The 16319-nt window shown below is 68.4% G+C and carries 12 protein-coding genes; 4 read left to right on the top strand and 8 right to left on the bottom strand.

The genetic code is table 11. The features are described 5' to 3' along the window. The first annotated feature begins 67 nt into the window (after window positions 1-67). Together OG947_RS17970 and OG947_RS17965 are read left to right on the top strand one after the other, a co-directional pair. On the top strand, window positions 68-1021 hold the full coding sequence (locus OG947_RS17970) for a mechanosensitive ion channel family protein (protein ID WP_027505639.1): 954 nt from the start codon (window positions 68-70) through the stop codon (window positions 1019-1021). A 20-nt stretch (window positions 1022-1041) separates the two neighbouring features. After that, window positions 1042-1437, top strand: coding sequence for a globin (locus OG947_RS17965; RefSeq protein WP_222630239.1), 396 nt, complete (start codon window positions 1042-1044; stop codon window positions 1435-1437). Between the two features lie 10 nt (window positions 1438-1447). Here OG947_RS17965 and OG947_RS17960 read toward each other — a convergent pair whose 3' ends face one another. Then, on the bottom strand, window positions 1448-1879 hold the full coding sequence (locus tag OG947_RS17960; RefSeq protein ID WP_222630235.1) for a cupin domain-containing protein: 432 nt from the start codon (window positions 1877-1879) through the stop codon (window positions 1448-1450). A gap of 247 nt (window positions 1880-2126) precedes the next feature. Here OG947_RS17960 and OG947_RS17955 point away from each other — a divergent pair, with 247 nt between their 5' ends. Further along, window positions 2127-3740: a glycoside hydrolase family 13 protein gene (locus OG947_RS17955; protein ID WP_442973070.1), complete on the top strand. Its 1614-nt coding sequence runs from the start codon at window positions 2127-2129 to the stop codon at window positions 3738-3740. Between the two features lie 21 nt (window positions 3741-3761). Here OG947_RS17955 and OG947_RS17950 read toward each other — a convergent pair whose 3' ends face one another. The 6 genes from OG947_RS17950 to OG947_RS17925 all read right to left on the bottom strand — a co-directional run bounded on the left by OG947_RS17950 (window position 3762) and on the right by OG947_RS17925 (window position 14164). Further along, the gene (locus OG947_RS17950) at window positions 3762-4433 is read right to left on the bottom strand and encodes a hypothetical protein (RefSeq protein WP_373425210.1); all 672 of its coding nucleotides are present in this window, start codon (window positions 4431-4433) and stop codon (window positions 3762-3764) included. After that, window positions 4430-4861 (bottom strand): acyl-CoA thioesterase, encoded by a 432-nt coding sequence (locus OG947_RS17945; RefSeq protein WP_027505634.1) that lies wholly within the window; start codon window positions 4859-4861, stop codon window positions 4430-4432. Before OG947_RS17945 ends, OG947_RS17950 begins: the two co-directional genes overlap by 4 nt. Before the next feature lie 62 nt (window positions 4862-4923). Then, window positions 4924-9789: an NAD-glutamate dehydrogenase gene (locus OG947_RS17940; RefSeq protein ID WP_328812551.1), complete on the bottom strand. Its 4866-nt coding sequence runs from the start codon at window positions 9787-9789 to the stop codon at window positions 4924-4926. A gap of 154 nt (window positions 9790-9943) precedes the next feature. Further along, entirely contained in the window at window positions 9944-11623 is a 1680-nt protein-coding gene (gene ettA / locus OG947_RS17935) for an energy-dependent translational throttle protein EttA (RefSeq protein WP_027505632.1), read from the bottom strand. A gap of 142 nt (window positions 11624-11765) precedes the next feature. After that, window positions 11766-12212 (bottom strand): single-stranded DNA-binding protein, encoded by a 447-nt coding sequence (gene ssb / locus OG947_RS17930; RefSeq protein ID WP_051613327.1) that lies wholly within the window; start codon window positions 12210-12212, stop codon window positions 11766-11768. Between the two features lie 137 nt (window positions 12213-12349). Beyond that, on the bottom strand, window positions 12350-14164 hold the full coding sequence (locus OG947_RS17925; RefSeq protein WP_328812550.1) for an ABC transporter ATP-binding protein: 1815 nt from the start codon (window positions 14162-14164) through the stop codon (window positions 12350-12352). A 73-nt stretch (window positions 14165-14237) separates the two neighbouring features. Between OG947_RS17925 and OG947_RS17920 the strand changes: the two genes are divergently transcribed. Continuing rightward, window positions 14238-14678, top strand: a complete 441-nt coding sequence (locus OG947_RS17920) for a MarR family winged helix-turn-helix transcriptional regulator (protein ID WP_328812549.1) — start codon at window positions 14238-14240, stop codon at window positions 14676-14678. Window positions 14679-14714: 36 nt separating this feature from the next. Here OG947_RS17920 and OG947_RS17915 read toward each other — a convergent pair whose 3' ends face one another. Further along, on the bottom strand, window positions 14715-16253 hold the full coding sequence (locus tag OG947_RS17915; RefSeq protein ID WP_056445939.1) for an MFS transporter: 1539 nt from the start codon (window positions 16251-16253) through the stop codon (window positions 14715-14717). Window positions 16254-16319: the final 66 nt, after the last annotated feature.

Genomic DNA, 16319 nt, shown 5'->3' with positions numbered 1-16319 from the left:
GGCGGGGTGGGTGACGAGACGGGTGGTGACAGGTGGCGTGCGCCGAGGAGATCCGTAGACTTTTCAGGTGTATTCCTTCGACCCGAACGACGTCCTCGCCCTCTCGCTCTCCGACACCGGTCGCGACTGGCTGATCCAACGCCCGCTCCAGGTTCTGGGGTACGCCCTGCTCGCCGTGGTTCTGCGTTACATCCTGCACCGCATGATCGACCGGTTCACCAGCCGCTCACCCGGCGCAGGTCGCAGCGCTGCGGGTAAACCGCCCCTGCTGAGGCCGCTGCGCGAACGTGCCCCCGCCGGCGTCACCACCACCATCTTGAACGAGCGCCGCAACCAGCGCGCCCGCACCATCGGTTCGGTGCTCAAGTCGGCGGTCTCCGTCGGCATCCTGGTCTGGTTCGTGCTCTCCGCGCTCTCCATCGTCGGTGTGAACGTCGCCCCCTTCATCGCGTCCGCAGGCATCGTGGGTGTCGCGCTCGGTTTCGGCGCGCAGAACCTCGTCCGCGACTTCCTCTCCGGCATCTTCATGCTGCTCGAGGACCAGTACGGAGTCGGCGACATCGTCGATCTCGGCGAGGCATCGGGCACGGTCGAGACCGTGGGCCTGCGGGTCACCACGGTCCGCGACATCTCCGGGACGCTCTGGTACGTCCGCAACGGCGAGGTGCTGCGTGTCGGCAACATGAGCCAGGGTCACGCCGTCGCGGTGTTGGACCTCCCCGTCAGTCATTCCGCCGACATCGACGTCGCGTGCGAGGTGGCCGAGCGCACGGCGCGCGAGTCCATCGAGCGTGGCGAGTTCCAGGAGGACATTCTCGAGGCCCCGCAGATGCTCGGCGTCGACGCCGTCACGTCGGACACGGTGACGCTGCGCCTGACCATCAAGGTCCGACCCGGCCGGCAGTGGGCCGTGCAGCGCCAGTTGCATCGTCAGATCCTGGACGCCTTCGACGAGTCCGGCATCGCGGCGCCCTACCCCAACGGGCGGCCCTTCGGACCCGCCCCGAGTATGAGCACGTGATCGTGGAGAACAATGGAGCCATGACCGAGCCGGCACAGACCTTCTACGACGCGGTCGGCGGTGCGGAGACGTTTCGCACCCTGACCGCGCGCTTCTACGCCGAGGTCGAGCGGGACGAGATTCTGCGGCGGCTGTACCCGGAGGAGGACCTGGGCCCGGCGGAGCGCCGGATGCGCATGTTCCTCGAGCAGTACTGGGGTGGTCCGCGTACCTACTCGGACGAGCGCGGCCACCCGCGTCTGCGGATGCGGCACTCGCCGTTCGTCATCGGGCCGTTCGAGCGCGACGCCTGGCTGCGCGCGATGCACACGGCCCTGGCGTCGATCGACTCGGACACGATGGACGATGTGCATCGACAGCAGTTCGTCGACTACATCGAGATGGCGGCGAACTCGATGGTGAACTCGCCGTTGTAGTGCTGCGCGCTCAGCCGAGGGCGCCGGAGCGGCCCTTGCCCCGCAGCTTGCGGGCGACACGCATCGCGAACCACAGGGGACGCGGGATGTGGGGGCGCAGGATGGCGTGCTTGCGCACGTAGTGCGGCACGTGCCACTCGGCCCAGGTGCCGGCGTAGAACAGAGCGGCATCCCCGGCGCGGAGCACGCGGGGCTCGTTGCCCGCGGACTGGACGACGACCTCGCCCTCGATGACGTGGATGGTCTCGTCCTGCTCGAAGTACCAGTTGAAGGTGCCGGCGGTGCAGTCCCAGACCCACGACGACGTGGTGGTGTCCGGGCTGCAGGACCACTGACCGCTGCGCGCGACGGGAGCACCCTCGAGGATCCACGAAGGATCGATCGGAGCCGGCAGGAGCTCGACGGAGTCGAGACTCACGGCTTCGAAAACAGGAGTCGTCATGGAGGTTCCTTTACCGTCGCTTGAAGTTCCGCCTGAAAATACCCCACCAAACAAACTTTGGGTAGTTTTCACGCCGATCGTCCCGATTTTCTTGACCTTCCCATGGCATGAACAGCGGACGCGTGGTGATTCTCGTGGGAGCCGGGCAGGCCGGAGGCCGGTCGCCACGAGAGGCCGGGCAGGCCGGAGGGGTCGTGGTGACGGGCGCACCGCCCCTCGCGGCTCGGCCTTTGGCACTATTGCGCCTGTGAGCACTCCGATCGACGCGTCCGCCGGCCTGTCCCCCGCCGACGGCCCGTCCGCCCCGGCCCCCTGGTGGTCCGACGCCGTCTTCTACCAGATCTACCCCCGCTCGTTCGCGGACTCCGACGGCGACGGGATCGGTGATCTGGGTGGCATCCGGGACAAGCTCGGATACCTGGAACTGCTCGGCGTCGATGCACTCTGGCTCAGTCCGGTGATGCGGTCGCCGATGGTCGACCACGGATACGACGTGTCCGATCCACGCGACATCGATCCGCTGTTCGGATCTCTCGAGACGATGGACGCCGTGGTGACGGAGGCACACGCGCGGGGCATGAAGGTCACGATGGACCTGGTCCCGAACCACACGAGCGATCAGCACGAATGGTTCCAGGCCGCTCTGGCCGCGGCGCCCGGGAGCCCGGAGCGGGCCCGCTACGTGTTCCGGGACGGCAAGGGCGACGGCTCCGAGCCGCCGAACAACTGGCCCAGCATCTTCGGCGGTCCCGCGTGGCACCGCGTCACCGAGACGGACGGCACACCCGGTCAGTGGTACCTCCACATCTTCGCGCCCGAGCAGCCGGATCTGAACTGGACCGAACCCGAGGTGCTCGCCGACCTGGAGGCGACGATCCGGTTCTGGCTCGACCGCGGTGTCGACGGGTTCCGCATCGACGTGGCCCACGGCATGGCCAAGCCGGCGGATCTCCCGGACATGGATCTGTCCGTGAACGAGCTGATGCGCAACGAGGACGGGGACCCCCGTTTCGACGACGACGGGGTGCACGAGATCCACCGCGCCATCCGCCGGGTCGTGGACGAGTACGACGGCGCGATGACGGTCGGCGAGGTGTGGGTCCAGGACAACGAACGCTTCAGTCGCTACATCCGTCCCGACGAGCTCACCCTGGGCTTCAACTTCCGGCTGGCCGAGTCCGCGTTCGACGCCTCGGCCATCAGGGATGCCGTCGACAACTCGCTCGACGCGGTCGACCGTGTCGGCGGCACGCCGACGTGGACCCTGTCCAACCACGACGTCGACCGCGAGGTCACCCGGTACGGCGGAGGTGAGCAGGGTCTGCAGCGCGCACGCGCGATGGCCCTGGTCCTGCTGGCGCTCCCCGGTGTCGTGTTCGTCTACAACGGCTCCGAGCTCGGGCTGCCCAACGCGGACCTCCCCGACTCCGCTCTGCAGGATCCCGCCTGGTTCCGATCCGGCGGCCAGGAACGCGGACGAGACGCGTGCCGCGTCCCGCTGCCGTGGGAGGGCACCGAGCCGCCGTTCGGATTCTCGACGGCGCGGGAGACCTGGTTGCCGATTCCCGCCGAGTGGGCCCCGCTGACCGTGGAGAGCCAACTCGAGGACGTGGACTCCATGCTGAGCCTCTATCGGACGGCGTTGAGCCTGCGGGCCGCGCGGCCGGAGTTCAGCGAGCCCGGAGTCGAGTGGTACGGGAGCCCTCCCGGGTGTCTGGCGTTCCGGCGCCGCGGCGGCGTCATCTGCGCTCTGAACACCACGTCCGAGCCCATCACCCTGCCGCCGGGAGCGCTGCTGCTCGCCAGCGCACCGTTGCAGGACGGGCTGCTTCCGGCCGACGCGGCGGCCTGGCTCGTCTGAACGAGTCGCGGTGCGGGTCGATCAGGACACCATGAGCGGGATCGTGGCGCCCCGGCTGCGGAACACCGATCCGTAGCGGGCGTCGAGCCGGATCCACGACCGAGCGATTCGCACCCGGACGCGCGCGTCGTCCGCACTCCGCGACGAGTCGGACACCGTGGGCACGAACTTCATGGCGTTGAGCGCGAAGATCATGCGCATCGACACGGGCACCGCCTCGCCGTCGGCCTCGACGGTCACCACGTCCTGATCGAGCAGCGACACGGGCGGGCCGTGATCGGTTCCGTGTTCGCGGGCCAGGGCGACACCACGCTCGGCCAGCTCCACGAACACCGGACCGGGGACGTCGTCCACATGGGTCCACCCGGCGTCCGGCGGCACCGGACCGCGCCAGGCGGAGTCCATGCCGAAGCCGGGATCGAACGGTGCAGGTCCGGCGGATCGCATCGCCGAGAGGAGCCCGTCCGCGGCCACGGTGACGTCCGACGGCAGCACCCGGGCGCGGATCACGCGGGCGGCGAGGACGTCGAATCCGGTCTCGATCCACGCGACCACGTGACTGTCACCGCGGCGCCGGAGGCGCACCACCGCGCCCGGGTCGAGCCGCGCGGCGTGGGTCAGGAAGGTCGACAGATCGTCCCGGTCCCGCGAGTCCGGGACGGTCACCGACCGCTCGGCCAGCGCACCCGTCACGGCCGCTGCCAGCGCTGCAGGTACTCACGCTCGTCGCCGGACAGCCGGCGCAGGCGCTGGGTGTCGATGTCGAAGGCTGCGATCTGCGTGGACGCCACGATGGCCGGCGGAGTACTCATCGGTGCGCCGTGCGGGCGCACCTCGTATCCCGCCGTGAAGTCGACGGCCCGCAACTGCTCCACCCACATGAACACGTCGAGAGGCGTGTCCTCGTGGCGCAACTGGCCGCGGTAGCGCACGTGCAGGTCGGCGATCACCGCACTGTTCCGCAGGGTCGCGGTGGGGACACCGTCGGCCATGAGCCACGGGATGCGGGCCTCCTCCAGCAGCGTCACCATGCGTGCGTGGTTGATGTGCTGGTACACGTCCATGTCCGACCAGCGCACCTCGACGGGGCAGTGGAAGCCGATGAGCTCGTCGTCTGTCACGCCCCCAACCTATCCGGCCCGGCGCGGCGCCGGGCCGGGCACGCCCGTCCCCCCGGGCGTGGTCAACGCGAGACGTCGGTCCGCGCACCCGCCCCTCGCACCATGCTGCGGATCTGCCGCGCCGCCACCGAGAGCGTCGCCAGATCCAGCGTTCCGGACTCGCCGATCTGCGTGAGGGCCGCTCGGGCACGAGCGAGCCGGGAGGCATTGGTGGACTCCCAGTCGGCGATCATCTCGTCCGCCGTCTCCCCCGGTTCGCCGCCGCCCGTCACGTCGAGCGTGAGGGCACGCAGCGACGAGTACAGGTCGTCCCGCAACGCCAACCGCGCCAGGGAGTGCCAGCGGTCGCCGCGTTCGAGCGTGGACACCGCAGACAGCAGCCAGTCGATGCCGAGGTGCTCGCTGAGGGCGTAGTAGAGGCTCGCCATCACCTCGTCGTCCTCGTTCGCGATGTCCGCCGTCTCGATGACGTCGAGCAGGCAGAACACGTCGAGGAGCCGGAACACTCTGTGCGCGAGCTCTTCCGGCGCGCCCTTCTCGATGGCGGACGTGGCACGGTCGAGTCCGCTGCGTGCCTGCCGACCCTTCAGCCAGGTCGGGAGCTGCGATTCCAGGATCCGCACCTTGCGCGCGAACCTCGTGATCTCGGCACCGACAGCGATGGGCTGCGGCCGGTTCGACAACAGCCAGCGGGATCCTCGGTCGAGGAGGCGACGAGACTCGAGCACCAGTTCGTCGGACGCGTCCGTGGGCATGTCGGCCGCGGCGATCGCGGCCCAGATGTCGTGCAGACCGAAGATCTCGCTCGTCGCCGCGAACGCTCGCGCCGCGTCCGTGCTCCCGACTCCCGAGTCCTCCGCGAGGCGGAAGGCGTAGGTGATGCCGCCGTGGTCGACCGTCTCGTTCGCCACCCGCGTGGCCACGATCTCCCGGCGCAGCGGATGCGCCTTGATGGCACCGGCGAAACGTTCGCGCAACGGCGTCGGGAAGTAGTCCGTCATGAGCGGGGCGAACACGTCGTTGTCCGGCAGATCCGATGCCAGCAGGTCTTCCTGCAGCGCCAACTTCACGTGAGCCATGAGAGTCGACAGCTCGGGCGAGGTGAGACCCAGCCCGTTCTGCAGGCGTCGCGAGATCTCCGACTTCGTCGGCAGCGCGTCGAGCGACCTGTCCACCCGCCCCGACGCCACCAGGTCGGCGATCAGTCGAGCGTGGACGCCCAGCAGTTCGGGGGCGTGTGCCCGTGAGACACCCAGCAGCTCGTTCTGCGCGACGTTGTCCTCGAGAACGAGGGCGCCCACCTCGTCCGTCATGGAGGCCAGCAGGGACTCCCGGTCCTCCGCGGCCAGGTCACCCGACGTCACGGTGGAATCGAGCAGGATCTTGATGTTGACCTCGTGATCGGAGCAGTCGACGCCGGCGGAGTTGTCCACGGCGTCGGTGTTGATCTTGCCGCCCGCGGCGCTGTACTCGATGCGGCCGAGCGCGGTCACCCCGAGGTTGCCGCCCTCTCCGACCACGCGCGCCCGCAGGTCCGCGCCGTTCACGCGCACCGGGTCGTTGGCCTTGTCGCCCACGTCGGCATCGCTCTCGGTGCGCGACTTCACGTAGGTGCCGATGCCGCCGTTCCACAGCAGGTCCACCGGCGCCGTGAGGATGGCGCGCATCAGTTCGGGCGGTGACAGGGCGGTGACGTCGTCCGCCAGTCCGAGAGCCGCGCGCACCTCGGCGCTGACCGGTACCGACTTCACGGTGCGTTCGTGTACTCCGCCACCCCTGCTGATCAGGGAGGTGTCGTAATCCGCCCACGACGAGCGCGGCAGTTCGAACAGTCGCCGTCGCTCCGCGAAGGAGGCGGCCGCGTCGGGTGCGGGATCCAGGAAGATGTGCCGGTGGTCGAACGCGGCGACGATGCGGAGATGTTCACTGAGCAGCATCCCGTTGCCGAACACGTCGCCACTCATGTCACCGATACCGACCACGGTGATCTCGTCGGACTGCGTGTCGATGCCGTACTCGCGGAAGTGACGCTTCACGCTCTCCCAGGCACCCTTGGCGGTGATGCCCATCGCCTTGTGGTCGTACCCCACCGACCCGCCCGAGGCGAAGGCGTCACCGAGCCAGAAGCCGTACTCGGCGGACACCTCGTTCGCGAGATCGGAGAACGTGGCAGTGCCCTTGTCCGCCGCCACCACGAGGTACGAGTCGTCGTCGTCACGTCGCACCACGCGCTGCGGTGGGATCGCGGCGCGGGTGGCGCGGTCGAGGTTGTCGGTGACGTCCAGCAGCCCCGCGATGAACATGCGGTAGCAGGCTCTCCCCTCGGCGGTGGTCGCGGAGCGGTCGGTCGCAGCATCGCCGGTCGGAGACGGCGGCTGCTTGACGACGAAGCCGCCCTTCGCCCCCACCGGCACGATGACCGCGTTCTTGACGGCCTGCGCCTTGGCCAGTCCGAGCACCTCGGTGCGGAAGTCCTCGCGCCGGTCGGACCAGCGGAGACCACCGCGCGCGACCGTGCCGAAGCGCAGGTGCACGCCCTCGACGCGCGGCGAGTACACGAAGATCTCGAAACGCGGGCGCGGCTTGGGCAGCACGTCGATGCCGCGAGGGTCGAACTTCAGGGACAGGAAATCGCGCTCGCGACCCTGCTCGTCGACGACGAAGTGGTTGGTGCGCAGCGTCGCTCGCACGAGGGTGAACAGGGCACGCAGCACCCTGTCGGCGTCGAGGCTGACCACCTGATCGATCAGTTCGGCGAGCTCCGACGCGATCTCGTCGGCACGCTCCTCGGACGCCGAGGCGGGATCGAACTGCGCGTCGAACAGGTCGACGATCAGTCGAGCCGTCACTGGGTTGGCGAGGAGAACACCCTCGATGCCGGTCTGGCTGAAAGGGAAAGCGGCCTGGCGCAGGTACTTCGCGTACGCCCGCAGCACCACCGCGCGGCGCCACTCGAGACCGGCCCGCAGAACCAGTTCGTTGAAGCGGTCGGCCTCCGCGTGGCCGTTCCACACGGCAGCGAACGCGTCGGTGAATCGTCGGCTGACCACACTCGTCTGGTTCTCGGCGCCCTCGATGACCTCGGGCTCCGCGGACAGGCCGAAATCGTAGATCCAGCAGCGCGTTCCGTCCTTGCGCACCACGGCGTACGGCCGCTCGTCGACCACCTCCACACCGAGGCTCTGCAGGACGGGCAGCACCTGGCTCAGCGAGACCTCGCTGCCGGTCACGTAGAGGGAGAAACGCCAGTGACCCGCCTCGGCGTCGCGCGGGCGGTACAAGCACATGTCGATGTCGTCGCCGACGAGCGCGTCGAGTCGAGCGATGTCGACGAGCGCCCGGTCCGCGTCGAAGTCCTGCTTGTAGGCCTCGGGGAAGGCGACGGCATAGCGCGCCGCGTTGTCGGGCGACACCGACGGGTCGGCCGCGGCCGCCTCACGCAGAGCGTCGTCCCACGTGCGGGTGGCGTCGGCGATCAGGGCCCTGATGCGGTCGCGGTTGGCGTCCGAGACGTCGACGGCGTCCGCGCTCTGTCCGTCGAAGCGAACAGTGAAGTGCACCAACGCGAGTGGGCTGTCCGAGACGCGTGCCTCGTACTCGACGTCGGTACCGCCGAGCTCGTGCAGCAGGATCCTGCGGGTCTCGAGACGCAGGCGGGTGGTGTAGGAGTCGCGCGGAAGGTAGACCAGCGCCGACACGAACCGGCCGTACCCGTCGCGGCGCAGGAAGAGCAGCACCTCGCGGCGCAGGGCACTGCGCTCCACGGCCGAGATGGTGTCGAAGAGCGACCTGCTGTCCGCCGAGAAGAGTTCGGTGCGCGGGAAGGACTGGATCGACTCGAGCATGGCCTGGCCGGAGTACGACGACAGGGTGTGCCCGGCGCGCTCGATGACGGTGCGCACGCGGTCACCCACGACCGGGATGTCGAGGACGTTGCCGTGCAGTGCGGAGATGGTGAACAGCCCCGTGAACCGGTGCTCTCCCACCGTGTTTCCCTCGTCGTCCAGGTCGTGGACACCGACGAAGTAGGGGTGCACGGCGCGGTGCACCGACGTGGAGCTCGATGCGCGGGTGAGCACGAGAAGGTCCTCGCGAGCGACCACTCGGTCGATCGGCAGGTCGAAGCCCGCGACGGCGCCCGGATCGTCGGATCGCAGGATGCCCAGCGCGGACTCGGCGACGGGTTCGAGACCCGCCTCCGTCGCGGTGTACCGGCGGCTGCCGAGCACGCGGAAGTTGCCCTCGGACAACCACCGCAGCAGGCGGGCGGCGTCGTGCCGCGCCTCGGGGGTGACGGACTCGGTTCCGTCCGCGTCTCCGCGGCGTGGTCGTTCCAGACGATCGGCCAGTTCCAGCTGGCGACGCTGCATGGCCTCGGTGTCGTCGACGACGCGACGGACGTCGGCGAGCACGTCGGCCAGCGAGCTCTCGAGCGAGGCGAAGGCCTCCTCGCTCGCCGCGGGGTGCAGAGCCACGTGGATCCACGATTCGAGGATGCTGCCGTCCGCGAGATCGCCGGTCTCGACGTCGGACGGGGTGGCTCCGCCTCGGATGGAGAGGAGCGTGCCGGACTCGTCGCGCACGACGCGCAGGATCGGGTGCACCACCTCGACGACCGCGATGCCGGCTCCGGTGAGCCAGGCGGTGACCGACTCGACCAGCATCGGCATGTCGTCGGTGACGATCTGCAGGGCCACGCCGACGGTGTTGTCGGGTCCGCGGTGCAGGGCGAGAGAGGCGACGCCGGGATCACGACGCTCGGCGAGCTCCAGATGTCGGTGCACCACCGCGGTCGGGTCGGCTCCCGTGGTGGTCCGCAACACGTCCAGATCGACGTGCCCGAAGTACACCGCGCGGAGGTCGTCCGCCCGATCGAGCACCGAGTTCGGCGCCGTTGCCGCCTCGGAGTGCTCTCCCGCTGAAGTCATCGCTGTCGCCTTTCGATCACCACGAGCGGCGGATCCACCGGTCGGGGCGACGTTGTCCGTGGGGTTCGGCTCCCGACCCTAGCCTCGCGAGGCCGGGAGCCGAACACCGCGGTGACGTGGCGTGCGATGAAAATAGGTTACTTACCAGTACATTTCAGTCGCGCGTGAGCTTCCGGTGCGTCACGCGGTGCGGGCGAGCGGCGTCGGGACCGAGGCGCTCGACCTTGTTGGCCTCGTAGCCCTCGAAGTTGCCCTCGTACCAGTACCAAGCGGCCTCGTTGTCGCCGAATCCACCTTCCCACGCCAGGATGTGCGTGCACGTCCGGTCGAGGAACCACCGGTCGTGCGAGATCACGACGGCGCAGCCGGGGAACTCCTCGAGGGCGTTCTCCAGCGAACCGAGCGTCTCGACGTCCAGGTCGTTGGTGGGCTCGTCGAGCAGGATAAGGTTGCCGCCCTGCTTGAGCGTCATCGCCAGGTTGAGGCGGTTGCGCTCGCCACCGGACAGGACTCCGGCCGCCTTCTGCTGGTCGTGACCCTTGAACCCGAAGGAGCTGATGTACGCCCGCGACGGGAACTCCTGCGTACCGATGGTGATGAAGTCCAGGCCGTCGGACACGGTCTCCCACACGGTCTTGGCGGGATCGATGCCGGATCGGTTCTGGTCGACGTAGCTCAGCTTGACCGTCTGACCGATCTTGACCTCGCCGCCGTCCGGCTCCTCGAGACCGACGATGGTCTTGAAGAGCGTGGTCTTTCCGACGCCGTTGGGGCCGATGACACCGACGATGCCGTTTCGCGGAAGTGTGAACGACAGGTCCTTGATCAGCACGCGGCCGTCGAAGCCCTTGTCGAGGCTCTTGACCTCGACCACGACGTCGCCGAGGCGCGGCGGGTTGGGGATCTGGATCTCGTCGAAGTCGAGCTTGCGCATCTTGTCGGCCTCGGCCGCCATCTCGTCGTAGCGATCGAGACGTGCCTTGTTCTTGGCCTGGCGAGCCTTGGCGCCGGAGCGGACCCAAGCGAGTTCGTCCTTGAGGCGCTTCTGCAGCTTCTGGTCCTTCTTGCCCTGGACCTCGAGACGCTCGGCCTTCTTCTCCAGGTAGGTGGAGTAGTTGCCCTCGTAGGGGTAGAGGCGACCACGGTCGACCTCGCAGATCCACTGCGCGACGTGATCGAGGAAGTACCGGTCGTGGGTCACGGCCAGGATGGCACCCTGGTACGCGGCCAGATGCTGCTCGAGCCAGAGAACCGACTCGGCGTCGAGGTGGTTGGTGGGCTCGTCGAGCAGCAGCAGGTCCGGCTTGCTCAGCAGCAGCTTGCACAACGCCACACGACGCTTCTCACCACCGGACAGGTGGGTCACACCCTCGTCCGGCGGAGGGCAGCGCAGTGCGTCCATGGCCTGCTCGAGCTGCGAGTCGATCTCCCACGCGTCGGCGTGGTCGAGCTTCTCCTGCAGCTCGCCCATCTCCTCCATCAGCTCGTCGGAGTAGTCGGTGGCCATCAGCTCGGCGATCTCGTTGTACCGCTTGAGTTGGACCATCGTCTCGCCGAGACCGTCCTCGACGTTCTCGCGAACCGTCTTGTTCTCGTCGAGCTCGGGCTCCTGCATGAGGATGCCGACGGTGGCGCCCTGCGCGAGGAACGCCTCACCGTTTCCGGGCTGGTCGATCCCGGCCATGATCTTGAGGATCGAAGACTTGCCGGCGCCGTTGGGGCCGACGACGCCGATCTTCGCTCCCGGCAGGAAGCTCATCGTCACGTCGTCCAGAATGACCTTGTCGCCGTGCGCCTTGCGCACCTTCTTCATGGTGTAGATGAATTCCGCCACGAGTTCCTCTCGATGTGCTCACCAGCGTGTGTGCCGGGCGGATCGCGCCGGCTGAGATGCCGACGACGGGGCCGACAACTGGGAGATGTGCTCGACGCGGAAGTCTACCGGGACCGACCGGTGCCCGTGAAACCGTTCGCGGTCAGCCCACCGGCACCGGCTCGGGCTCGGCCGTGTCCACCGCGGCCTCGGCGACGGTCTCGCCGGACTCCTGCCGCTCGGCCGCCTGACGCGGCCGGTCCACCTTGACGTGGCACCGAGCGAGATCGGGTCCCACCGCGGTGGCTCGGATCTCGAGATCGGCTCGGCCCACGCCCTCCTTGGTCGTGTACTCGTTGGTGTGCGCCTGCCCGAAGACGATGACCGAATCGCCCTTCATCAGCGACGCTCCGACCCCCGACACCAGACGTCGCCAGCAGCTGACCGAGGCGTAGAGCGTGTCCCCGTCCTGCCACTCCCCACTCTCGCGGTCCATGCGGCGCGAATTGCTGGCCACGCGGAAGCTGAGCACCTCGTCGCCGGACGGCGTGGTGCGCTTGATCGGATCGGTGATGACGGTGCCCACCACGGTCAGATACGACTCGTACATCGTTCCCCCCTCTCGCGGTCGATCCGGTACCGACCGCGCCCCCGACTCTGCGCCGCTCGCACCGCGGACAGAAGGGCCCGCGAGCACCTGTGGACGGCCGTCCACAGGAGCGCCGCGGGGGTTGACAGGAGGAGTGGTCAGGCAGTGACCAGCGAGTCGCCGGACGCCGCCAGCAGTGCGGCGTAGGCACCGCCGCGGGCGACGAGTTCATCGTGGGATCCCGATTCGACGACGTGCCCGTGATCGAGCACCACGATGCGATCGGCCGACCGCACGGTGGAGAGTCGGTGGGCTACCACGATGGTGGTGCGGTCCTGCTCGAGCTGGTCGATCGCGTCGGCCAGAGCACGTTCGGTGGTGGTGTCCAGAGCGCTGGTGGCCTCGTCCAGAACGAGGACGGGCGGGTTGCGCAGAACGGTGCGCGCGATGGCGAGGCGCTGCTTCTCGCCGCCGGAGAACCGGTAGCCACGCTCCCCCACCATCGTGTCGTAGCCGTCGTCGAGCGAGGCGATGAAATCGTGGATCTGCGCTGTGCGAGCGGCCTTCTCGATGTCCGCGTCGGTGGCGTCGGGCCGCGCGAAGCGGAGGTTCTCGCGGATCGTGTCGTGGAAGAGATAGGTCTCCTGCGACACCACCCCGACCGTCGCGGACACGTCGGCGAGCGAGAGATCGCGGAGATCGACACCGTCGACCTCGACCGACCCGGACGTCGGATCGTAGAGCCGCGCCGTCAGATACCCGAGTGTCGTCTTGCCGGCGCCGGTCGCTCCCACGATCGCCAGGGTGCTCCCGGCGGGGACCGTGAGGTCGATGTCCGTGAGCGTCGGATGTGCCGCACCCGGATAGTCGAAGCCCACGTGGCGGAAGCGCACCTCACCGCGTCGGGCCGTCGGATCGATCGGCGTCGGTACGGCGGGTTCGTCGATGTCCACCGGGAGATCGAGGTACTCGAAGACTCGGCCGAACAGAGCCAGGGAGCTCTGCACCTCGACGCCGGTGTTGAGCAGCATCATCGTGGGGCGGAGGAGCTGAGTCTGGAGGGTGGTGAACGCGACCAGCGTTCCCACCGTCAACGCGCTGCCGTTGCCGATGGTGATGCCGGCGAACCAGTAGACCAGGGCCGGCATCGCGGCGAAGCTGATCGACATGGTCGCCATGCGCCACTTGCCCGCCATCATCGAGCGGAGTTCGACGTCGGCGACCTCGGACGAGCGTTCGGTGAACCGATTCGTGAGGACCGACGACGCGCCGGTCGTCTTGCCCAACAGGATGCCGCTCACCGAGAGTGACTCCTCCACCTGGACGGACAGATCGCTGAGCAGGCGTTGCCGCACGGTGGAGATACGGCGACGCTCGTCGCCGACCCGCCGAGCGATGCGGACGAACACCGGCAGGATGGCGAGCGAGAAAAGGGCCAGTTTCCAGTCGAGCAGAAAGAGCGCGACGACGGTGGCCATGACGGTGGTCGCGTTTTGAGCGATCGACGTGGCCGTGTTGGTGACGACGGACTGCATGCCGCCGATGTCGTTGGCGATGCGCGACTGCACCTCGCCGGTGCGGGTGCGCGCGAAGAAGCCGAGCGACTGACGCTGGAGGTGCGAGTAGACCTGCACGCGGAGCTGATGCATCAGGGCCTGCCCGATGCTGTTGGACATCCAGGTCTGGGCGACGCCGAGACAGCTGGTGACGACGGCGATCGCGATCATGCCGGCCGCGAGGATCGTCACCAGCGTGACGTCGGCGTTCGGGATGGCGTGATCGAGCATGTCGCGCAGGAGCAGCGGCGATCCCAGTGCCACGACGGCGCTGAGGGTGATGACCGCGCTCACCGCGGCGACCCGGCCGCGATAGGGCCGGAAGAGGGCGACGACGCGCCCGAGCGGTGCGGGCTGGTGGTCCGCAGATGTCACGGGGGACTGCACCGGCCTTGCCGGTGTGGTGGAGGAACGCATATGACCTCCCTGATCGGGTAGAACTGAGGTTACCTCATTATGAGGTCGACCGCTGCAACGCTAGTATCGTCCCGTGCATTCCCACGAGAAGGACCCGGCCGATCTGGTCATGATGGTGGCCAGGTCGATGCGGCGCCGCCACATGGCCGCACTCGAACCCTTCGGACTCTCGCCCTCACACGGACGGGCACTGCGCGTGCTGTCCGGCGCGGCGGGACCACTTCGGCCCGGAGATCTGGCGGAACGGTTGCGCATCGCACCCCGATCGGCAACCGATGTCGTCGACGCGCTGGAGTCGGCCGGCTACGTCGCACGGCACGCCGATGCCACCGATCGTCGCGCGGTTCTCCTCGACCTCACCGACGAGGGGCGGGCACTCGCGGACACCATCGCGCAGGCGCAGCGCAGCGCGTCCGAGGCGATGTTCACCGGCCTGAGCGCGGACGACCGAGCGACCCTCACCGACCTGCTCACCCGCATCCACGACGAATCCGGTGCAGAGAACCGCGTCTGACACGGTTCTCTGCACCGGATCCGGTGACTGTGTACGTCAGTGAGCGACGACGGTGGCACCCTCGGGTCCGTCGGGCAGCTTGCCCGAGCGGACGAGCAGCGCTGCCATCACCGAGCCGGCGAGGAAGATGCCCGACGCCCACCAGAACGTCGTGGTGTAGCTGGCGATCTCCGCGTTCATCCGGAGCAGCGTCGCGGCGGCCTGCGGATCCGCGGCCTGAGCCACGGCCGCCTGGTTGTCGGTCGCGTAGTTCGTCGCTGCCGTCGCCGCGATGGTGCTGAGCAGCGCAGTACCGATGGATCCGCCGATCTGCTGCATCGTGTTGACGGTCGCGGAGGCGACGCCGGCGTCGTCCGGCGAGACTCCGGACACGGCGCCCTGCATGGCCGGGGCCATCGTGGCACCCATGCCCACGCCCATGACGAGCAGGCTCGGCAGGATGTGCGCGGCGTAGGAACTGTCGATCGAGATCTGGGTCAGCAGGGCCATGCCGGCCGACGCGATCAGCATGCCGGCGGACATGAGAACGCGAGGCCCGAAGCGCGGCAGGATGACCGACGTCGCGACGGTGGCCGTGACCACGAGGGTCGCGATCATCGGCAGGAACGCGAACCCGGTGGTGATGGGCGTGTAGCCGAGCGTGCTCTGCAGGTAGTACGTGAGGAACAGGAACACCGCGAACATGCCGGCACCGATGACGAACACCGCGAGGTACGCGCCGCCGCGGGTGCGGTCGAGCACGATGCGCAGCGGGAGAAGCGGATGCGTCGCCCGCGTCTGCAGGTAGACGAAGACACCGAGCAGGACCACACCGACCGCGAGGAAACCGATGGTCACCGCGTTGCTCCACCCGTCGGACTCGGCGTGCGCGAATCCGTAGACGATGGAGAACAGCGCCGCGGACACGGTGAGGGTGCCGGGGATGTCGAGTACCGGACGCTCGGTGGCGCGGTGCTTGGCCAGCAGGAGGAAGCCGCCGACGAACGCGATTCCCGCGAAGATCAAGTTGACGTACAGGCTCCAGCGCCAGTTCGCCCACTCCGTGAGCACACCGCCGAGAAGCAGGCCGATGGCGCCGCCGGCACCGGCGACCGCGCCGAAGATGCCGAATGCCTTCGCACGTTCCTTCGGATCCGTGAACGTGGTGGTCAGCAGGGACAGCGCTGCGGGAGCGAGCAGAGCGCCGAAGACACCCTGTCCCGCACGGGCCGCGACCAGCATGCCGAAGTTGACGGCTGCGCCGCCGACGGCAGACATCACCGCGAAGCCGACGAGTCCGACGAGGAAGGTGGTGCGGCGACCGAAGAGGTCACTCAGTCGACCACCGAGCAGCAGGAGGCTGCCGAATGCCAGAGCGTAGGAGGTGACCACCCACGAGCGGTCCGCGTTGTCGAAGCCGAGATCGAGCTGTGCGGCGGGAAGCGCGATGTTCACGACGGTCGCGTCGAGCACGACCATCAGCTGGGCCAGGCCGAGTACGCCCAGGATGAGCCAGCGAGTGCGGTCGGGCGCGTCGTGCGCGCTCGACCGAATCGTCGGTTGGACGTTTCCGACGTCGGATGTGGTGGAAGACATTGATCCTCGCTTCGGTACGGCGTGAAATGGAGCTATACGGAGGCGTACGCTCCGGATAGCAAGACG

It is taken from the genome of Rhodococcus sp. NBC_00297, assembly GCF_036173065.1.
GTDB lineage: Bacteria > Actinomycetota > Actinomycetes > Mycobacteriales > Mycobacteriaceae > Rhodococcoides.
This window is presented reverse-complemented; position numbering and strand designations above follow the sequence as displayed.